The sequence below is a fragment of the Aeromonas sp. Y289-2 genome (genome assembly GCF_027705925.1).
GTDB classification, from domain to species: Bacteria; Pseudomonadota; Gammaproteobacteria; order Enterobacterales; family Aeromonadaceae; genus Aeromonas; species Aeromonas veronii.
Map to the genome: position 1 here is coordinate 142185 of NZ_JAPDCH010000007.1, position 18575 is coordinate 160759.

At 61.5% G+C, this 18575-nt stretch carries 12 protein-coding genes; 6 read left to right on the forward strand and 6 right to left on the reverse strand.

Translation table 11 applies throughout. The annotated features are described in order from the left end of the window. Positions 1 to 160: 160 nt before the first annotated feature. Both OKC43_RS12665 and OKC43_RS12670 read left to right on the forward strand, forming a co-directional pair. A complete protein-coding gene (locus OKC43_RS12665; protein WP_270659332.1) occupies positions 161 to 1477 on the forward strand; it encodes a sphingomyelin phosphodiesterase in 1317 nt (438 codons plus the stop codon). Beyond that, a complete protein-coding gene (locus tag OKC43_RS12670) occupies positions 1474 to 2319 on the forward strand; it encodes a hypothetical protein (protein WP_270804015.1) in 846 nt (281 codons plus the stop codon). Before OKC43_RS12665 ends, OKC43_RS12670 begins: the two co-directional genes overlap by 4 nt. A 2-nt stretch (positions 2320 to 2321) precedes the next feature. Here OKC43_RS12670 and OKC43_RS12675 read toward each other — a convergent pair whose 3' ends face one another. Beyond that, on the reverse strand, positions 2322 to 3542 hold the full coding sequence (locus tag OKC43_RS12675) for a DEAD/DEAH box helicase (protein ID WP_236271946.1): 1221 nt from the start codon (positions 3540 to 3542) through the stop codon (positions 2322 to 2324). A 143-nt stretch (positions 3543 to 3685) separates the two neighbouring features. On the opposite strand from OKC43_RS12675, the gene OKC43_RS12680 reads away from it, so the two are divergent. Continuing rightward, complete coding sequence (locus OKC43_RS12680) at positions 3686 to 4513, forward strand: transporter substrate-binding domain-containing protein (protein WP_236271947.1); 828 nt, start codon at positions 3686 to 3688, stop codon at positions 4511 to 4513. Positions 4514 to 4571: 58 nt separating this feature from the next. Here OKC43_RS12680 and tpx read toward each other — a convergent pair whose 3' ends face one another. Then, a complete protein-coding gene (gene tpx / locus OKC43_RS12685; protein WP_203119317.1) occupies positions 4572 to 5072 on the reverse strand; it encodes a thiol peroxidase in 501 nt (166 codons plus the stop codon). A 184-nt stretch (positions 5073 to 5256) separates the two neighbouring features. Between tpx and OKC43_RS12690 the strand changes: the two genes are divergently transcribed. Then, the gene (locus OKC43_RS12690; RefSeq protein ID WP_236271948.1) at positions 5257 to 7728 is read left to right on the forward strand and encodes a zinc/cadmium/mercury/lead-transporting ATPase; all 2472 of its coding nucleotides are present in this window, start codon (positions 5257 to 5259) and stop codon (positions 7726 to 7728) included. Positions 7729 to 7929: 201 nt separating this feature from the next. On the opposite strand, the gene pulA is transcribed toward OKC43_RS12690, so the two are convergent. After that, entirely contained in the window at positions 7930 to 11994 is a 4065-nt protein-coding gene (gene pulA / locus OKC43_RS12695) for a pullulanase-type alpha-1,6-glucosidase (protein WP_236271949.1), read from the reverse strand. A gap of 262 nt (positions 11995 to 12256) precedes the next feature. On the opposite strand from pulA, the gene OKC43_RS12700 reads away from it, so the two are divergent. Further along, on the forward strand, positions 12257 to 12670 hold the full coding sequence (locus tag OKC43_RS12700) for a hypothetical protein (protein ID WP_058058596.1): 414 nt from the start codon (positions 12257 to 12259) through the stop codon (positions 12668 to 12670). A gap of 54 nt (positions 12671 to 12724) precedes the next feature. Here the strand turns inward: OKC43_RS12700 and dmeF are convergent, their stop codons facing one another. Next, on the reverse strand, positions 12725 to 13654 hold the full coding sequence (gene dmeF, locus OKC43_RS12705; protein WP_236271950.1) for a CDF family Co(II)/Ni(II) efflux transporter DmeF: 930 nt from the start codon (positions 13652 to 13654) through the stop codon (positions 12725 to 12727). A gap of 71 nt (positions 13655 to 13725) precedes the next feature. On the opposite strand from dmeF, the gene OKC43_RS12710 reads away from it, so the two are divergent. After that, on the forward strand, positions 13726 to 14001 hold the full coding sequence (locus OKC43_RS12710; protein WP_021230923.1) for a metal/formaldehyde-sensitive transcriptional repressor: 276 nt from the start codon (positions 13726 to 13728) through the stop codon (positions 13999 to 14001). 39 nt (positions 14002 to 14040) lie between these two features. On the opposite strand, the gene bcsC is transcribed toward OKC43_RS12710, so the two are convergent. Together bcsC and bcsZ are read right to left on the reverse strand one after the other, a co-directional pair. Continuing rightward, the gene (bcsC, locus tag OKC43_RS12715; RefSeq protein WP_236271951.1) at positions 14041 to 17484 is read right to left on the reverse strand and encodes a cellulose synthase complex outer membrane protein BcsC; all 3444 of its coding nucleotides are present in this window, start codon (positions 17482 to 17484) and stop codon (positions 14041 to 14043) included. Further along, on the reverse strand, positions 17466 to 18575 hold the full coding sequence (gene bcsZ / locus OKC43_RS12720) for a cellulose synthase complex periplasmic endoglucanase BcsZ (protein ID WP_236271952.1): 1110 nt from the start codon (positions 18573 to 18575) through the stop codon (positions 17466 to 17468). The genes bcsC and bcsZ overlap by 19 nt, the downstream gene beginning before the upstream one ends.

The window sequence follows — 18575 nt, forward strand, 5'->3', positions numbered from 1 at the left end:
TTCCCTCTCTCTTTAAGCGTGCTGCCTCGCTCGCTTTACACCTCCACAAAGCTCCAAACAAAACCAATTCATTTACTTGTAATCAAAATGTAAACAAACTGACCTCTGCATTCGCCATAACAGTCACTTTCCATTGCCCTGCAACCAAAAGGATCCTGTGATGCAGAAAACCCTCAGTTATGCCGCCCTGCTGCTGGTCAGCCAGTTCCCGCAACTGGCACTGGCCGATACCGATGTCTATCTCACCAACAACAGTCCTGAACCGCTTCAGATCGACATCCGCCAAAGCGGCAGCGGCCAGCTGCAACCCGGCAGTCAGTGGAGCCAGCACCGCACCGAGCTGGGCCCGTGGGAGAGCGCCATGGTACTCAGCTTCAATCGCTATGAGGGGGTCAAGGCGGGCAAGAGCTATCTGTTCGAAACCCGCGTGACCACAGCGGGTGGCGACGTCTATCGGCTCAACCAGCTGATGGAGGGAACCTGGTGGAACACCACCTTGCAGCACGGTGGCGAGACGCCGACCGGCGCATCCGGCTGGCAAAACGATCGGGCGATCCATCGCGTTGCAGGGTCACAAGAGCTGGCCTTTGCCGCCAAGTTCACCGGCCGCTACGACGATCTGCACTATATGATCACGCCTCCCCAAAAACGGGAGCAGCCGGAACCGGCAGAAAACAGGCTCAAGGTGGCCAGCTACAACGTCTGGGCGCTGCCTGTGATCGCCTCCAGCATCGGCGAGCGATTGACCTTGCTGCCTGATTATCTCAAGGATTATGACGCCCTGCTGCTGCAAGAAGTATTCGATGGCCGCCGCGAGGGCTTTTTGCAGGCGCTGGCGAAAGAGTACCCCTACCAGACCAAGGTACTCGACAAGCCCGGGATCAACGTCCACGACGGCGGCGTAGTGATCGTCAGCCGCTATCCCATAGTGCGGGAGGCCCAGCTGGTCTATCCCCAGTGCACCGGCACCGACTGCTTCGCCGACAAGGGGGTGATGTACGCCGAGGTGATCAAGGGGGGCAAGGCGTGGCACCTGTTCGCCACCCACACCGCCAGCTTTGACACCGACGAGGCGCGCAAGCTGCGGCAGATCCAGTTCGGTCAGATCCGCTCTCTGGCAGCCAGCCTCAAGATCCCCGCCAGCGACACCGTCATCTATGGCGGCGACTTCAACGTCAACAAACGCAAGTTTGCCGATGACTACGCCAACATGCTGGCCAATCTGAACGCCCATGAACCCGCCTATGGCGGCTATACCGAAGCCACCTTCGATCCCAGGATCAACCCCTATGCCGGTGGCCCGCTCTCCGGTGGCGCCAACGTTGAGTATCTGGACTATCTGGTAGTAAGCCGGGAATACGGCAGCGCCAGCCACAACCTCAACACGGTCTGGATCCCACGCAGCAGCGATGGCAGCCTCTGGCCCGCCAGCAACCTCTCAGACCACTTCCCGGTCAAGGGAGAGATCAGCCGATGACTCGCCGTTACGGGATACTGGCGCTGGCGATCCTGACCCTTTTGCTGGTGAATCTGGGCTGGCAGGAAGAGCAGTCCCCGATATCGCCAGAACGGTCGGCGACGCCTTCTCCGGCCGATGTGCAATTGCCAGCAGAACCGGGGAGCCAGCCTCCCCACATGCCAAACGCTGAGGGGATGGATGGCAAAAGCAAAGAAGTGCCCAGCAGCTGGCAGGCGATGCCGGATGAACTGATCAACCAGCTTGCCAGCGAGATCAGCGACAGCGAGATCAGCGACAGCGAGATCAGCGACAGCGAGATCAGCGACAGCGAGATCAGCGACAGCGAGTTGCCGCTGGCGCAGCGTGTGAGCAATCTGGAAGCAACAGAGGACGGGTGGCTGAGCGAGGGGGAGAGCCTGATCCGGCTACAGGGGCGCTATGCCCTGGCGCTGGATCAGTTGGCGCAGGAGAGCGAGCAGTTGCCGCTGGCCGAGCGGCTGGACGCCCTCAGCCGCTTGCAGGATCGGTGGGCGGCGGATAATCCGAATCTGGCAGGCGAGCTGTTCAACCCGGATGCCCGCCTGCAGCAAGCTCGTCAGCTTTGGGGAGATGAGGATCTGGCCACCCTGGCCCGCCACTTCCTCCCCGCAGAGAAGGCTGAAGCCACGCTGGCGTTTGCCGAGGCGCGCCAGCAGCAACTCGATCAACGTAGCCGCTACCAGCGAGAGCTGGCCGAGCTGGAGCAGCAACTGGCGACCAGCCAACAGCAGATGGATCCTGCGCTGTGGCAACAGCACAAGGAGGAGGTATTGAGCCAGTGGCGTCGTGACTTCTTCGCGCGGGAGCAAGGCAAACCCTGAGGTCAGCGCTTGCCCTTGAACTGCTTGACGCTGCGTTTGGCCTGAGTACGGCGATTGGCCTGCTTGTCACGAGGGGGGCGCTTGCCCTCCCCGCTGGCAGGCTGGTCGGTGACAGGGAACCCCACCAGATCGCCCAACGGCAGTTCGCGGCCGGTCAGGGTGCGGATAGCTTGCAGCATGTCACTCTCGCCATGACAAACCAGCGAGATGGCCAGTCCCTCGCGGCCAGCCCGGGCGGTACGACCGATGCGGTGTACATAGACAGGGGCGCTGGCGGGCAGATCCAGATTGATCACCACCGGCAGCGCCTCCACATGGATGCCGCGCGCCATCAGGTCGGTGGCCACCAGCACCCGAATTTTGCCCTCTTTGAAATCGCCGAGCGCCTGCTCGCGCACCGCCTGCTCCTTCTCGCCATGAAGGGCGGCCACCGCAATGCCCGCCTTGGCCAGCTTTCTGGCAACCCCGTCGGCATCATCCCGCGCACTGATAAAGACCAGCACCTGCGGCCACGCCTGCTCCTTGAGCAGGCTGATGAGCGCCGGGACCTTGCTGCTCTTGTTGACCAGATAGAGCCGCTCTTCGATCTCGTTCACCACGCTGTTGAGGGGGTTTGCCTCGATACGGTTAGGCTCGTGCAGCAGGCCGTTGGCCAGCGTCTCCAGCTCGGCAGGCAAGGTGGCGGAGAAGAGCAGGGTCTGGCGATCCGCCGGAATAAAGCCGAGCAGTGCCTTGATGTCGGGAGCAAAGCCCATCTCCAGCAAGCGATCCGCTTCATCCAGCACCAGCAGTTGCAAACCATCCAGCCCCAACAGTTGCTGGGTCAGCAGATCCCGCAACCGCCCCGGTGTGGCGACCAGCAGCTGTGGCCCCTGCGCCAGTTCGGCCTGTTGCCGCTCCTGCGCAACGCCCCCACACAACGTCACGATGCGCAGCCCCAGCGCCTCGGCCCCCTCTTTTAGCGCGGCAGTGACTTGAATCGCCAGCTCGCGGGTCGGCACCAGCACCAGACCCTGCACCTGACTGGAGGCAGGATCCAGCCGTTGCAGCAGCGGCAAGCCAAACGCCAGCGTCTTGCCGCTGCCGGTCTGGGCCAGTGCCAGCAGATCCTGCCCCGCCAGCGCCGCCGGAATGGCCAACTGCTGGATGCGGGTAGGCGTCTGCAAGGTGGCGGGCAAAGAGGCAAGCAGAGCAGGATGAAGGGCAAGTTCGCTAAAGGTCATGGCGCTACGTCAACAAAGAAGTGGGAGGCGAAGTCTAGTGAGCGGGGGCCGAGAAGTAAAACCCTATCCATGATGGCCTGGCCGAGGGGGCTGGCGACCGGCTGACTACACTTTAGCTGACCCATCACCAAGAGAGACTCGCCATGACCAGACACATCCCCCTTCTGCTGCTCGTGGTCACCCTGCTCGGCAGCGCCACCCTCGGCCTGTCGCAGACTCCGGAAAACGACGCCGCCCCCGAGCCGTCTAAACCGGTGCGCATCCTCAATGCCCACCTTGGTGAGCTGCCGGGGCTGATCAATGCCGACAAGACAGGCCCCTTTGTCGATCTGGTACACGCCATCGATGATCTCTACCCCGATGTGACCATCAAGATCACCATCTACCCCATCGCCCGTGCCATGGCTGGGGTGATCTCCGGCAAGGCTGATCTGGGGCTGCCCGCCATCCGCAACCTCAAGGATATCGATATGCTGGCTTATCGCTTCAGCACCCGCAGCTTTGGCAAGGTTGCCCATGTGATTTACAGCAATACCGCCTATCCGGTCACCACGGATATGGCCTATGGCATAGTGCCCACCAAACGGGATCTGCTGATCGAGGCCGTACCCGACTATATGCCCTTCCCGGTGCAGCGCTCGATGAGTATCGAGCAGTCACTGCGCAAGCTCTCACGCGGCCGTATCGACGCCTTTGTCTGGGCACAAGAGGAGGCCGACCTGATGCTCAAGCAGCTGGGGCTGACCAATATCAGGCGAGAATTTTTCGGTGATTTCGAGGATGTCTTCATCATCCAGAAAGGGGCAGCAGGTGATGAGATGGACGAATTTCTCCGCCAAGCCATTGATCAGCTGGCTGCCACTGGCAAACTGGCCGAGATCTACGAGAAGATCCACCGCCCCTATGCAGAGTGGCAACCCTCCCCACCCGCCAAGGCTGAACCGGCGACCACCCCGCCAGCTACGCCCTGAATGGACAATTCCCGCATAAAAAATCCCGCCGAAGCGGGATTTTTTATGGCTTGCAGCCTTACAGCACGGCCAGCGCCGCAGCGTAGTTCGGCTCGTCGGCCACTTCGGTGACCAGCTCGCTGTGCAGCACCTTGTTGTCACCATCCAGCACCACGATGGCGCGAGCGGTCAGACCGACCAGCGGGCCGGAAGAGAAGGCAACGCCGTAATCTTCCATGAAGGCCGCACCGCGCAGGGTAGAGAGGGTTACTACCTTGTCCAGACCTTCGGCGCCGCAGAAGCGGGACTGGGCGAACGGCAGATCGGCGGAGATGCACAGCACAACTGTGTTCTCCAGCGCGCTGGCCTGCTCGTTGAACTTGCGCACAGAGGTCGCGCAGGTCGGAGTATCGACGCTCGGGAAAATATTCAGGATTTTGCGCTGACCGGCAAAGCTTGCCAGGGTCACGTCGGAGAGATCCTTGGCCACCAGAGAGAAGGGCTTGGCTTGCTCACCGGCGACCGGGAAGTGACCAGCGACGGAGACCGGGTTGCCTTGCAGAGTGACTGAGTTGCTCATGTGTTATGTCCTTTATTGGTGTAGTAAAAATCCGGGTGATCAGTATAGGGGCGGCGAGACCAGACAAACACCCGCGAAGACAAGGGATATAAAGGGGTTGACCTTGGACTTAACACCAAGGTTTAGACTCCTTCTCGGTAATCAGGGATCTCGCAGGGGCGGGATCCATCAAGAGGGACTCATCATGAGCAAATCCTGCTGCAATCATCAGCACGCCGCCCCCATCAAGGCCGTCAGCAAGGCGGCCCCCGGCCAGAGTGAGCATCACCACGATAGCCACTGCTGCGACAACACCACGCCCGTCAGTTGCTGTTCAACCCCGACGCCTCATGAGAACGCATCCCGTGACAGCAATGAATCCCCCGGGGATGAAGAGCCTCCCCGAGGAGGTTGCCACGATCAAGCGTGCTGCAGTGCCCCCTTATCGCCAGCTCACGATCATAAGCATGAGCATGAGCATGAGCATGAGCATGAGCATGAGCACGATATGCCCCCTGCCGACCCGCTGGTTGCGCCTGTGCAAGGCAATAGCCGCCACAGCTGGCAGGTGTTGGGGATGGATTGCCCCAGCTGCGCCCGCAAGATCGAGACCGCCGTCAGCCGGGTGAACGGCGTGCAGCAGGCGCGCGTGCTGTTTACCACCGAGAAGCTGGTAGTGGATCTGGCACCCGGCCTCTCCCCCGATCCCGTCACCGCCGCCGTGCTGGCCGCCGGTTTCCAGCTCAAGGGGGAAAGCGCTGACAAGCAAGCAGCTGGCCGTAAGCAAGCTTCACAACAGCCCCTGCAGGGCAATCTATTCGGTAACCTTTTGGGCAAATATTGGCAGCCCCTGTCACTGGCCGGCCTGATGCTGGTCGCCGCCCTGCTGCCGAAAGAGCTCGGTCAGCCACTCTTTACCCTGGCGACCCTCTGGGGGCTGTGGCCCATCTCCCGCAAGGCGTGGGCACTGACCAAAAGCGGCTCCCCCTTCGCCATCGAGACCCTGATGACGGTGGCCGCCCTGGGCGCCCTGTTCCTCGGTGAAACCGCCGAAGCGGCCATGGTGCTGCTGCTCTTTATGCTGGGTGAACATCTGGAGGCCTACGCCGCCGGTCGCGCCCGGGCTGGAGTGACCGCCCTGATGGCGCTGGTGCCTGACAAGGCGCTGCGGATCCGTATCACTGCTGAAGGCGAGGTGCGGGAAGAGGTCGGCGCCGATGAGCTGCGTCCAGGCGATATTATCGAAATCGCCCCGGGTGCCCGCTTGCCTGCCGACGCCCGCCTACTCGATGAGCTCGGTGCGTTTGACGAGAGCGCCCTGACCGGTGAATCCATTCCGGTGGAACGTCGCCAGGGGGACAAGGTGCCGGCCGGCAGTCTGGCTGCCGATCGAGTGCTGCGCCTTGAAGTCGTCTCCGAGCCTGGCAACAACGCCATCGACCGCATTCTGCACCTCATCGAGGAGGCCGAAAGCGAGCGCGCCCCCATCGAGCGCTTTATCGACCGCTTCAGCCGCTGGTATACCCCGGCCATGATGCTGATCGCCCTGCTGGTGGTGCTGGTGCCGCCCCTTGCCTTCGGCCAGAGCTGGGAAGAGTGGATCTATCGCGGACTGGCGTTGCTGCTGATCGGCTGCCCCTGCGCGCTGGTCATCTCCACCCCGGCAGCGGTTACCTCGGCGCTAGCCGCCGCCACCCGTCAGGGGGCGCTAATCAAGGGCGGGGCAGCGCTGGAGCGACTGGCCCATATCGACACTGTCGCCTTTGACAAGACCGGCACTCTGACCCTGGGCAAGCCGCAACTGACCGAACTGGTGAGCCTCAATGGCCAGCCGGAAACCGAACTGCTGGCACTGGCGGCTGCCATCGAGCAGGGCTCTCACCACCCGCTGGCCCGCGCCGTGGTCGCCAACGCGACCGAACAGGGGCTGACGCTGGCGGAGGCCCGCGACCTGCGCGCACTGCCGGGCATGGGGGTTGAGGGACGCATCAACGGTGAACTGTGGCAACTGCTGGCACCGAGCCGGGTGGCGACCCTGAATGTGGAACAGCAGACCCGGATTGCTTCGCTGGAGCGGCAGGGCAAGACCGTCGTGGTGCTCTGCCAGAGCAGCGGCGACCAAGCGCTGCCGGTCGCCCTGCTGGCGCTGCGGGATCAGATCCGGCCGGAGGCGGCAGCCGCGCTGCAAGAGCTCAACCGACTCGGGCTCAACAGCATCATGTTAACCGGGGATAACCCCCGCGCCGCCGAGGCGATCGCCACCGAGCTGGGCATGGGCTGGCGCGCCGGTCTGCTGCCGGAGGGCAAGGTCAATGAAATTGCCAAGCTCGCCAGCTCGCAGAAAGTCGCGATGATCGGCGATGGCATCAACGATGCCCCCGCCATGAAGCGGGCCAGTATCGGCATCGCCATGGGGGGCGGCACCGATGTGGCGCTGGAGACGGCCGATGCGGCGCTGACCCACAACCAGCTCGGCGGTATTGCCGCGATGATCCGGCTGTCGCGGGCGGCACTGGCCAATATTCACCAGAATATCGCGCTGGCACTGGGATTGAAGGCCATCTTTCTGGTCACCAGCCTGCTCGGCATCACCGGCCTGTGGATTGCGGTGCTGGCCGATACCGGCGCCACCGCGCTGGTGACCGCCAACGCCTTGCGGCTGCTACGCAAGGGTTAAGCCAGCCAATGGCATCCCAGCCAAAAGCCGTCCCCCAACCGGGACGGCTTTTCTTTTTCCTCTCACGGCCCCCCGTAAAAGAAAAAGCGCGCCTGCCGGTCGGCAGTCGCGCTTTGCTTACTCTCTCGGAGTTATCCCACCCTTGGCAAGGTGGAATTCAACCCGGGGGCGCCGAGCCATCCCCCGGACTCAATGGCTTGCTTACTTGACGCTGCACTCCTGAATGACGGCAGTACCCGCCTTGACGCCAGCCGGGTCAACCTTCACCAGCACACTCCACAGCCCCTGCGGCAGGGTGATGCTGTTATTGGCACTGCCACCCTTGGAGAAGGCGAACGAATAGCCGGTTTCAGCGTTCACCGCGCCGCCACCGTTGAGCAGGTACTCCTTGCTCCAGTCCTCGTTGGCGACCTTGAACTCGGTGCTGCCGGCGTAGTTGAACGCCGCCTGATAGATGGCGAGATCACCGTCCATCCCCTTGTAGCTCAGCTGGTACTGAGGTTGGGCTCCCCAGCTGGAGAGCTCACCCTTGACGAACAGGTTGTAGCCGAGCGGATTGCCCGCCACCGTATCCAGCACCTTGCAGCTCTGCACCGGCTCGGTGAAGCTGACGCTCAGGGTCGGTTTGTCCTTGTTCATGGCGGTGAAGACGAACTTGTAGCTGCCTGCCTTGGCCAGATCGACACCGATATTGCCGGTTTCTCCCCCCTTGCAAAGGGTCAGCGGAGTGCCGACCACCAGCTTGTCACCGGCGTTGCAGCTGCCGTAGTTGACCGGCCCCCAGCTGGCGTCAGCGATCTTGACGTTGGTGGTACCCAGCTTGTCGGTGCTCACCTCGGTAGTGAACTCGTACATAAAGTTGCCGCTGAAGGTCATCTGGTTGGTGTTGCCCCACTCATCGAGGAACCCCTTCAGATAAACATCGGTGTTGCCAAACGGTGGCAGGGTGCTCAGGTCGGTCTTCTTGCTGACCGGCAGGCCCGCGCCTTGGGCGCCATTCTGTAGCTTGACGAACACAGCGGCAGACCAGGCCCCCAGCGTCAGCTGGCCGTTATCATAGGCGGCGCCGCTGGCGATGCTGTCGACTGCGCGATGCTTGCTGCTAAGCAGCATACCGCTCAGATCGATCGGCTGATCGTTACCGTCACGGAAGTCGCCGATGCTTTGGCTCTGGTTGCTAGCGTTGATCATCACCACCAAACCGTCGATGGCCGGATCCAGATCCCCCCCGGAACTGACGCCATCATCCACCGTCATGACGATAAGGCCGGGCACCTGATCCGGGCCGGTATTGCGAAAATCAACCCGCTTGATCACCTCGGCGCCGCTGCCCAGACGCAGCAGACGGGAAGAGTTGCGTAGCTCCACCAGCTCCTGATAGAAGCTCACCATCTGCGCCATCTCGGCCGAGCCCGGCTTGGCATACTTGCCAAGCACCTGCTCGATCAGCGGATAGTTGTCGCCATCCTTGTCTTTGCGCGGCAACCCCTTGTCGAAGTTGTTGTCGCCCAGGGTGTAGTCGACTTTGTTGTACCAGTCGCCCGAGTCATAGCTGTCCCGCTCCATGGATTTGGAACGCAGCAGCTCGACACCGGCGTGGGTGAAGGGAATGCCCTGACCCAGCATGGCTGTCGCCAGCGAGACCCCCTGCATCCGCACCAGATAGGCTCCGGCAGGCGCCTTGTAGATCAGGTTGTCGAACAGGGTCTGGTTGTCGTGCTTGTCGACGTAGTTCTGCACTTCCACCGGATCCTGGGCATAACCGGCGCTCTGACCGTTGTAGTCGATCTCGGCGCCTTTCTTTGGCATGCCATCCTTGTCGGTCAGCACGAACTCCTTGAGGTTGCCCGCCATGCCGAGCCGCACCAGATCGGACTGGTGCAAGGCCGTAGCCAGATCCACCTTGCTCATTTCGTTAGGATCGACGAAAGCACCGTTGCCAAAGCCCTGGGTCTTGCGAATGGTATCGCCGCCGTCGAACGGACTACCGCCGCGCACCGCATCGCGCAAGCGATCGGAGAAAGAGCCGATACCGGTACCGCCCAGATGCTTCTGGGTCGCCTGCACGAAGCGCTTGTCATCCTGCACTTCGCCGAAGTTCCACCCCTCGCCGTAGAAGTACATCTCGGGATTGACCTTCTTCACCGCGGCCAGCGCCTGCACCATCTGATCTTTCGGATGGTGGCCCATCAGGTCGAAGCGGAAGGCGTCGATCTTGTAGTCGCGCGCCCAGGTGACCAGAGAGTCATCCATCAGCTTGGCAAACATGGCGTGTTCCGGCGCCGTGTTGGAGCAGCAAGTGGAGTTCTCCACCGAGCCGGTCTCCGGATTGAGGCGCTGATAGTACCAGGGCACTATCTTGTCGAGCACCGACTTGGGGCCGAGCCCGGATTCGTTGGTGTGGTTGTAGACCACGTCCATCACCACGTTCATGCCGATGTTCTGCTTGATGGCCTTGACCATCTCGCGGAACTCCAGAATACGTTTGGTGCCCTCGGCATTGGTGGCGTAGGAGCCTTCCGGCGTGGTGTAGTGGTAGGGGTCATAACCCCAGTTGAAGGAGTCGACCCCGCGCAGGTAACCGGAGAGCTCCTGCACCTGCGGATTATCCTTGCTGTCGCCCCCTTGCAGGTCGGCCAGCACATCTCCCACGGTCTGACCGCCACCGCAATAGCCACCAAATCTGGATGTTTTCACATCCGGATTGACCTGACAGAGCTTGCTGAAGTCATCGCCGAGATTGGCTACCTTGGCCGGATCCTCGTTGACGGTAGCGATATCGAACACCGGCAGCAGGTGCAGGTGGCTGACGCCGCTTTTTGCCAGCGCTTTCAGATGGTTGACCGGTACAGAGTCGGGCTGGGTCAGACCGACAAACTTGCCGCGCTTCTCTTCATCGGTGGAGGCATCGTTACCGGTCAGGTCGCGAATATGGGCCTCATAGATGGTGATGTCGGCGGGGTTCTGCTGGCTGTGGGGCGCCTTGAGGCTGTCCCATCCTTCCGGTTTCAGGGCCGGATCGTCGAGATCCACTACCTGACTGAACTCGGAGTTCATCGCGAGGCTCAGGGAGTAGGGATCGGTCACCTCGTAGTGCTCGACCTTGCGGCTCAGCGGATGGTAGACCTCCATGTCGTAGCGGTAGAATTGGCCGATCAGCTCGCTGCCCCCTTCGTAACTCCAGCTGCCGCTGGCGCTGTCGAAGGTCATGGCCACTTCACCACTCTTCTGGTGGCTGGCGTTGTAGAGGGCCAGCTTGACCGACTTGGCGGTCGGTGCCCAGAGACGGAAGGTCACCCGGTTGCCCTCTACCACGGCGCCATAGCTCAGCTTGGTCGCCTCTGTCGCATAGAGTGCATCGAGAGCACCGGCACTCTGCACCAGGGTCGCCCCCTGCAGGATACCATCGGCATCGGTGCCGATAGCCACCAGTTCCCCCTTGAGCAGGGGCTTGAGATCTTTACCGGCAGGCAGGGCAAAGGCGGCGGCATCCTTGAGATGCGGATATTTGGCCTGCAGCTCGGCAGTCAGACTGGTCGCGGTCAGGCTGATATAGGGGAAATCGAACACCCCATCGGCATTGGCCTTGATGGTGCCCGAGTCGCTGTAATAGAGGCGAACGTGGGGCTTGTCCTTGCCCCCTTGCCAGATAAGAGTATTGCCATCGATAAGATGAGCGCTGGCCCCCGCCACGCCAAAGGCGGCGGTAAAGGCTTCGGCACGGCTGCCAAACAGATCTTTCTTGCCCGCGACGATGGCCACGGTGCGATCCGGGTGCTCACTGAAGCTCACCTTCATATCACTGCCGGTCAGGTTGGCCAGATCGCCGTTGCGAGCGATAAAGTTGATGCACCCTTCCACATTTTTGAGCGGAACGACCCAGGCCGGACCAAAGCTGTCGACGGTGGCAGGAGTCTTGCTCTTGTCATCCCACCCGGTATTCAGGCCACTATCAGCGGTGGCGTTACAGGCATCGTTGTTCCACAGATGCAGGCTGTGGCTGTCAAACGGTGCCTTGGCCCCCTTGGCTGCCGACTGGGTATCCACCAGCGCAATGACCACTTGATTCTCCCCGGCAACCAGCAACTCTTTCGGGGGATCCATCTTGGGCAGACGGGCGACAGGCCCATCGGTGACTTCAGGTGTAGGCGGTGTAGGGGGGACGGGGTTCACACCGGAGGCATCAGAGCTGTTGTCATTACAGCCAGACAAAAGCGCGAGCAGTGAGGCTGTTACCAGCGCCACTTTGGTCTTTTTCATATCCATATTTTTATAATTCCCGCTGTAGTTAGTCTCGATAGTCGAGCACCCGGTCATTGCCAGGCGGTGCCATATTAATCAGCGGCAATCGATTCAAATGTGAGCGGAAGGGCAAAAAAACCATCCAGTTTCAACAAGATAACGTTTTCAGACTGAAACTTCGATCCGGCTCACAGACCTCGCGGCCATTTGGCCTCATATCTGGAAAACGGCAGTCACGGGGTCAGAAAAGCAATATCTGATCAAGTGGATAGACAAGGAGTAAACAATGAAACGGATTGAAGAACAGGCAAGACGACTCGATCAGGAGTATCAGGCGATCGGGCAGCTGTTCGACCAGTTTTGCCAGCAGGCTGGCACCCTGGCCGAGCAGTATCACTTCTTCAACTGGCCAGATTATGAAGACTCGCCCCCGCTGAGCCGCGCCTTCACCCTGCTGGGGGAACCCCGCGAGCTGCGGCTGCGCTGTCAGCCCGGCGAGCGCTCCGCCCTCCATGGCCTGATCCAGGTGGTCTCGGAGGATGGCACCATAGATGCCAGCCTCGGGTTTCGCGCCGATGGTCAGCTGCTGCTGGAGTCCGGCAAGCTGCTGGACAACCCGCCCGGACTGCTGCTCAAGCTGCTTCTCGGCGCTGTGTGGCAACACAAGCCCCAGGATGAAATCACCGGACAGCCGCACTGACATCAGGGAACCAACGGCACTGAAACCAAGGGGGCCAAGACCCCCTGTTTGCTTTTATTCGGTCGCGATCTCGATGGTCACATGCACCAGCTCTTCATGGATCGCCAACCGTTCGCGGATCTGCTGCGCCGGTAGCGGATTGACCATCAGCAAAGAGAGCACGCAGGCATACTGCTGCTGCCCTACCCGCCAGACATGCAGATCGCGAATATCAGTGCCCGGCAGCTCGGCAATCACCTCACGCACCTCCGCCACCACAGGGGCGTCCATCTCGGCATCCAGCAGCACCCGACCAGAGTCGCGCAACAGCCCCCAGGCCCATACCGCAACCAGTCCGGCACCGACTATGCCCATCAGCGGATCGAGCCAGTCGGCCCCCCACAACATACCCCCAGTCAGCGCCAGAATCGCCAGCACGGAAGTGGCCGCATCCGCCAGCACGTGGATATAGGCGGCGCGCAGGTTGAGATCCTGATGGCCGTGGTGATCGCCATGGTCATGATGGTGGTCATGCCCATGGTGATGGTGGCCGTGATCATCCTTGAGCAGCCAGGCACAGGCGAGGTTCACCAGCAGCCCCACCAGCGCGATAGCGATCGCCTGTTGATAGTGGATCGGGCTGGGATCGAGCAGCCGGAACACCGACTCGAACAGCATCACCCCGGCCACTCCCACCAGTAACAGGGCGCTGGTGAAGCCACCCAGCACCTCGATCTTCCAGGTGCCGAAGCTGAATCTGTGGTCGCGGGCGAAGTGGCGGGCGGCGCGGTAGGCCAGCACCGAGAGACCGAGCGCCAGTGCGTGGGAGCTCATGTGCCAGCCGTCGGCCAACAGCGCCATGGAGTTGTAGAACCAGCCGCCGCCAATCTCCGCCACCATCATGATGACGGTCAGCAATACGGCCCAGCGGGTCTTCTGTTCGGCCAGCGGATTGCCCTCGTGGATGACGGGTTGATGGCAGTGGGATTGAGCGAGGGATGACATGGATTTCTCCTGAGAGCGACGATGCAATATACTATACCCCAGTATAGTTTTATTGATCGAGAGGATCCGTCATGTCCCACACCATTCACGACAAAAAGAAGTTGCTGGCACGGGTGCGCCGCATCAAGGGACAGGCCGGTGCGCTGGAGAGCGCGCTGGAGCAGGAGAGCGACTGCACCGCCATTTTGCAGCAGATTGCTGCCATCCGCGGCGCCGTCAACGGCCTGATGCTGGAGGTGCTGGAGGGACATATGCGCGAGCATCTCGGCGCCCCCGATGCCACCCCTTCCGAGCGATTGGAGGATCTGGATCAGGTAGTCAGCGTCCTGCGATCCTATCTGAAGTGACGCCATGCAAAGATGCCCGGTGGCAAACCAGGCATCTCGTCAATCAAACTCCGCATACGGGGTCAGAGGCAGTGGCGGCATATCGAGATCTCCCCGCCACGGCTTGAAGGTGTAACGCAGGAACAGAGTGGCATGGCTGGGGGCATAGTCATCCGCCTGCTGAATATCGATGCGACCACCGATACGCCAATGATCGGTCAGGCGGTGCTCGACCATCCCATTGAGGGTATAACCCATGCCACTGCTGCTGCCCCCCGCCACGGGGGCATCCTTATCCGGCAAGCCATCCGGCAACAGACCGGGCAGAGGATAACGGCGACTGTCATCGGTTCTGGCCTGTGACCAGGAGACAGAGCCACCAAGCTCCCAGGACCAGTCCTGCACACGCTGGCGATAGCTGACCGGCAGCGATACCGAGAGATAATGCTGGGGACTGTAATACCCCCCTTGCCCCAGGGTGTAACCACTCAAATCCTGCTGATAGTGCCACCACATGGCGTTCAGTCCGACACTGACCCGACGGTGATCCTCATTGATCAGCTTGTAATAACTGCCGCCCATCAGCCGGGTACGCCAGTTGTCAGGCACATTCTTGCCCGTCAGGAGATGCTGCTGAACGCTACCCCAGAGACCTGTGTCCCCACCTTGGTCATGGCTCAGATCCAGGCGTATGCCATTGGCTCGCACACCGCCCCAACGAATACCACTGCCGGGATCGCTGACACCGGCATAGGAGAGCAGAGAGCTATTGAGCGGCCGGCGTGACGCGGTGGCCCGCCACCCCAGGCTCTGCCAATCCCCTCTCACACTTGCACCGCCGACCCAGTCCACCACCTCGAACCCGACCGGTGTTGTCCCCAAATCAAACGACCAACGCTCATCGTGCCAACCGGTGGCGACCGCAGTACCCTGCTGTCGCTGTCGCTCCATGCCACTGCAACTTGTCTCGGCACAGGTGCCCAGTTGCTCCTTGTAGGGCGAAGCAGGCAGAGTTCCCGCATCCATCTCGACCAGCTCGAGTCGGTTGAACCAGGTTCCGCCTGCCAAAGGCATATCCAGCTGCAGCATCTGGGTCAGGGCGCGAAGATTGGACAAGCCTGGCGTACCACTGGAGCCCCAGTAGTCACTGTCAAACGAGAAGGTGGTTTGCTCCTGACGATAGTGCCGATCAAGATCGCTGCGCAGGCCTGAGAGCAGCCAGTCGTCACCACGCTGGCGACGCGCCTGCTCGCTCAGATCGCCATCAGATATATCTTCCCGGGGGACAATACCGCCGGCCAACAGGGCCTTTCTATCCAGGGCCAGGGCCCCCTTGTTGTCTCCGCTGGCAAAACGCTGGCGTGCAGCGTCACGCCAAAACAGGGTGGTCTCTTGAGAGGAGGGCAGCCCGGACACCAGCGGGGTATAGGTGGCAAAAATCGCCTGTGCAATATCAGGCTCCCCCAGCTGCTGGTAAAGATTGGCAGCCTGACGATAGAGATTCACCTTGTCGGGCGATGGGCTATCTGGCCATGCAGGCAGCCAGCGATAAGCCGCTTGGCGATCCCCTCTGGCCAACGCGATTTCAGCAATGCCAAGCCGCGCATCGGGATGCAGCGGATGTTCAGCCAGAATACTCTGATAGAGCTGCGCGGCACGTACCCTGTCACTTAGCACCATCGCCCATTGCGCCAACCGCAAAGCGATATCCTCATCAGGCAACAGGGGTTGCAGCAACCGCTCGGCCGCAGCCTCATCGCCCTGCTCACGAAGTCGGGTCGCTTGTGCCACCAGTTCCCGGCGAGCAAGTCGGCTATCCAGCTCACGCATATCGTCGCTCCAGCGTGCAGCGGGATCTTCGGCCAGCAGAGTGCGGGCTTGCGCTAGGTGGCCCTGTCCGGAAAGAAAGAGTGCGGTGGCATAACGCAACGAGAGATCACGAGGCGTGGCAGCAAGGCGTTGCCGCAGCAGATGCTCACCCGCAGCAGAGCCATCGACATGAGCCAAATCTTCAGCCAGCCGATACGCCAGCCAGACATCATCAGGTCGCAAGCGCAATGCCTCCTGACGCCGCGCTACTGCCTGCGGCCATTTGCCCGCCTGAACAAGCGTGTCGGCCTCCTCCTCCAGCTGCTTTGCCTTGAGCTGCGCAGCTTGTGCCTGCAAGCGAGGAGATCGACTCTGTTTGGCCAGCGCTACTGCTTTGGCAGGGTCCTGCTTTACATAAAGATCAAACAGACGCCCCAGCGCCCGCTCGTTGCCGGGAGCAAAGGCAAGCACCTTGCGATAGGCCTGCTCTGCCTCCCGCTCTTGTTGACGAGCGAGTTCGCTGTCACCGACCCCAAGCCACCCCTCAGGTTCCTGCGGATCAAGCAGGGTGGCTTGCCGGTAAAGAGTCGCAGCCTCTTCCCACTGCCGGGTGGCGGCAGCTTTGTCGGCACGTTCAAGCAATAACCAGTAACGGTTGGTCGCCAGCAAGCTCTCCCACTTTGCGCGCTGGGCTACGTCAGGCTGCCGCAACAGCTGCTCCAGCTGGGCTACCGCTTCCGCACGCCGGTTGTTGCGTGAGTAGGCTTCGGCCAGGGCGCCTCTCAGCCCCTGATCATCAGGGTTGGCAACCAGCGCAGCGCTGATCTCCCGCACCGATGCCTTGCCGGCACGGTTGCGTGCCAGTGCTTCCTGACGCTGACGAAAGGCCGGAGATGCCCACTGCTGCTCCTGGGTATCAAGCAGCTTCAAGGCCTCATCCACCTCGCTGTCAGAGCCAAACGTCACAACGAACTGGCGCAGCGCATCCATGCTCTCAGTACCGACCGGCATATCGCGGATCGAAGCGAGCCAGAGAGAGGCGGCAGCATCTCGGCTACCGGGATGAAGTGCCATGCGCTTGAGCAACACCATGGCCTCCTGATAGCGACCATCCTGCTGCAGGTTGCTCACCAGACCGGCCCGCAACCCGGCATGACCGGGATAGCGCAGCTCAAGATCCTGCAAGGTGGCCATCGCAGCCTTGTGGCTAGCGGGAATGCGGGCCTCAAGCAGCGCATATTCCACCGCCAGATCCAGCGTCGGCGGCCCATCAGAACCAAACAGCTTGCGGTATTCGGCTTGCGCCTCCTGCAAGCGCCCTGCGCTGGCAAGCACGCGAGCCTGCTGCAACTGCTGGCGCACAGCGGGAGCTTCCAGCGCCAGTGCGGCCATGATCTGCCGGTACTGGCTCGAATCCGGCGCCACGCTGGCCAACTTTGTCAGCGCTTGCCGGACATCGACCAGCTTGCCAAGACGCAGCGCCTGACGAGCCCTGGCAGCCAGCAGCTCGGGGTGGTTCGGCTCAACCAGAGAGAGGGAGTAGAGCGAATTGCTGATCAGCGCCTCGTTATGGGTCGCCTCCCCGACGCGCACCTGCTCCAGCAACCAGCTGACGGGCTCAACCGCACTCTGGGCCTGACCGCTCATCAGTAACCCGAGCGCCAGGCAGAGGGATGTCACTCTGGTTGATGACATTGCTCGCTCCAGCGGGGGATCAGATTGCCATTTGCCGCAAAACGATAACGCTGCTGATCCCAGCCTGAGCCGAACAGCGTCAGCACGCTGCCATAGTAGGCATGGGCATCCCAGCCGCGCTGGCCGACTTGTTCGCGCAGCGCCTCAAGTGCAGGCTCTCCTTGCATCAGGGGGAGCAGGGCCGCGGCAAAACCGCCCGCACCACTTCCCTCAACCTTGCCGGTGGCGGTATCGATGCGCTCCGGAACCTGGCCGGTTCGATTGATATAGGCCTGCATGGGCGAGAAGTGGGCCACCAGTTGCTGTTTCGCCGGATCGTCAGCGCTGAGCATACCGACCCAGAGATAGACCCGGATCGCATCATAGCTGCCGCGATCACCATGCTTGGCGTTGCTCACCCAGCCTGTCGGCTGCTGCCAGTCGACCCAGTCAGGGGCAAATCCCCCGGGGGCACTTGCCATCAACATGGCGGGCCACTGCTTGTGCATCTCTTGCCACGGCCCCTGCATGCCGGCGACTCGCGCCAGCAACTGGGGCGGCAAATAGGCGGGGTTGATCGTCCAGCGATTTTCCGCAACAAATCCTTTGGGCCCCGGCAGCAGCACCGGCCCCAAGCCCGGCACTCGTGCCACCTCTTCCCGGGCGATACGACGCAGCAGCATGGTGCCGATGGATTCGTAGCTGTGGTTCTGCCACAAACGCCCGGCCTCCAGCAGGCTGTAGGCGATCCAGAGATCCGAATCTGCCGCGCTATTGGCATCCAGCACACCCCACTTATCTCCCTGCTGCCCCCATAGCCATGTAGGCAGGAAGCCGGTCAGATCCCCTTTTGCCAGCTCGCGTTCGGTCCAGTTCAGCACCAGCTCGAACGTCTCCCGATCATCGTTGACCAGCGCAAAAAAGAGCGCATAGCTCTGCCCTTCCGAGGTGGTGATGCGGCGCGCGTCTGACGGGTCAACCACCCGTCCCTCGGCAGTCATGTAATCCCGCTTGAACTGCTGCCACTCGGGCCAGTCACACGCTGCTCGTGCCGGGAGTACGCTGGCACACCAGAGCAGCAGTAACGCGATCTGTCGGATCATCTTTCTCAT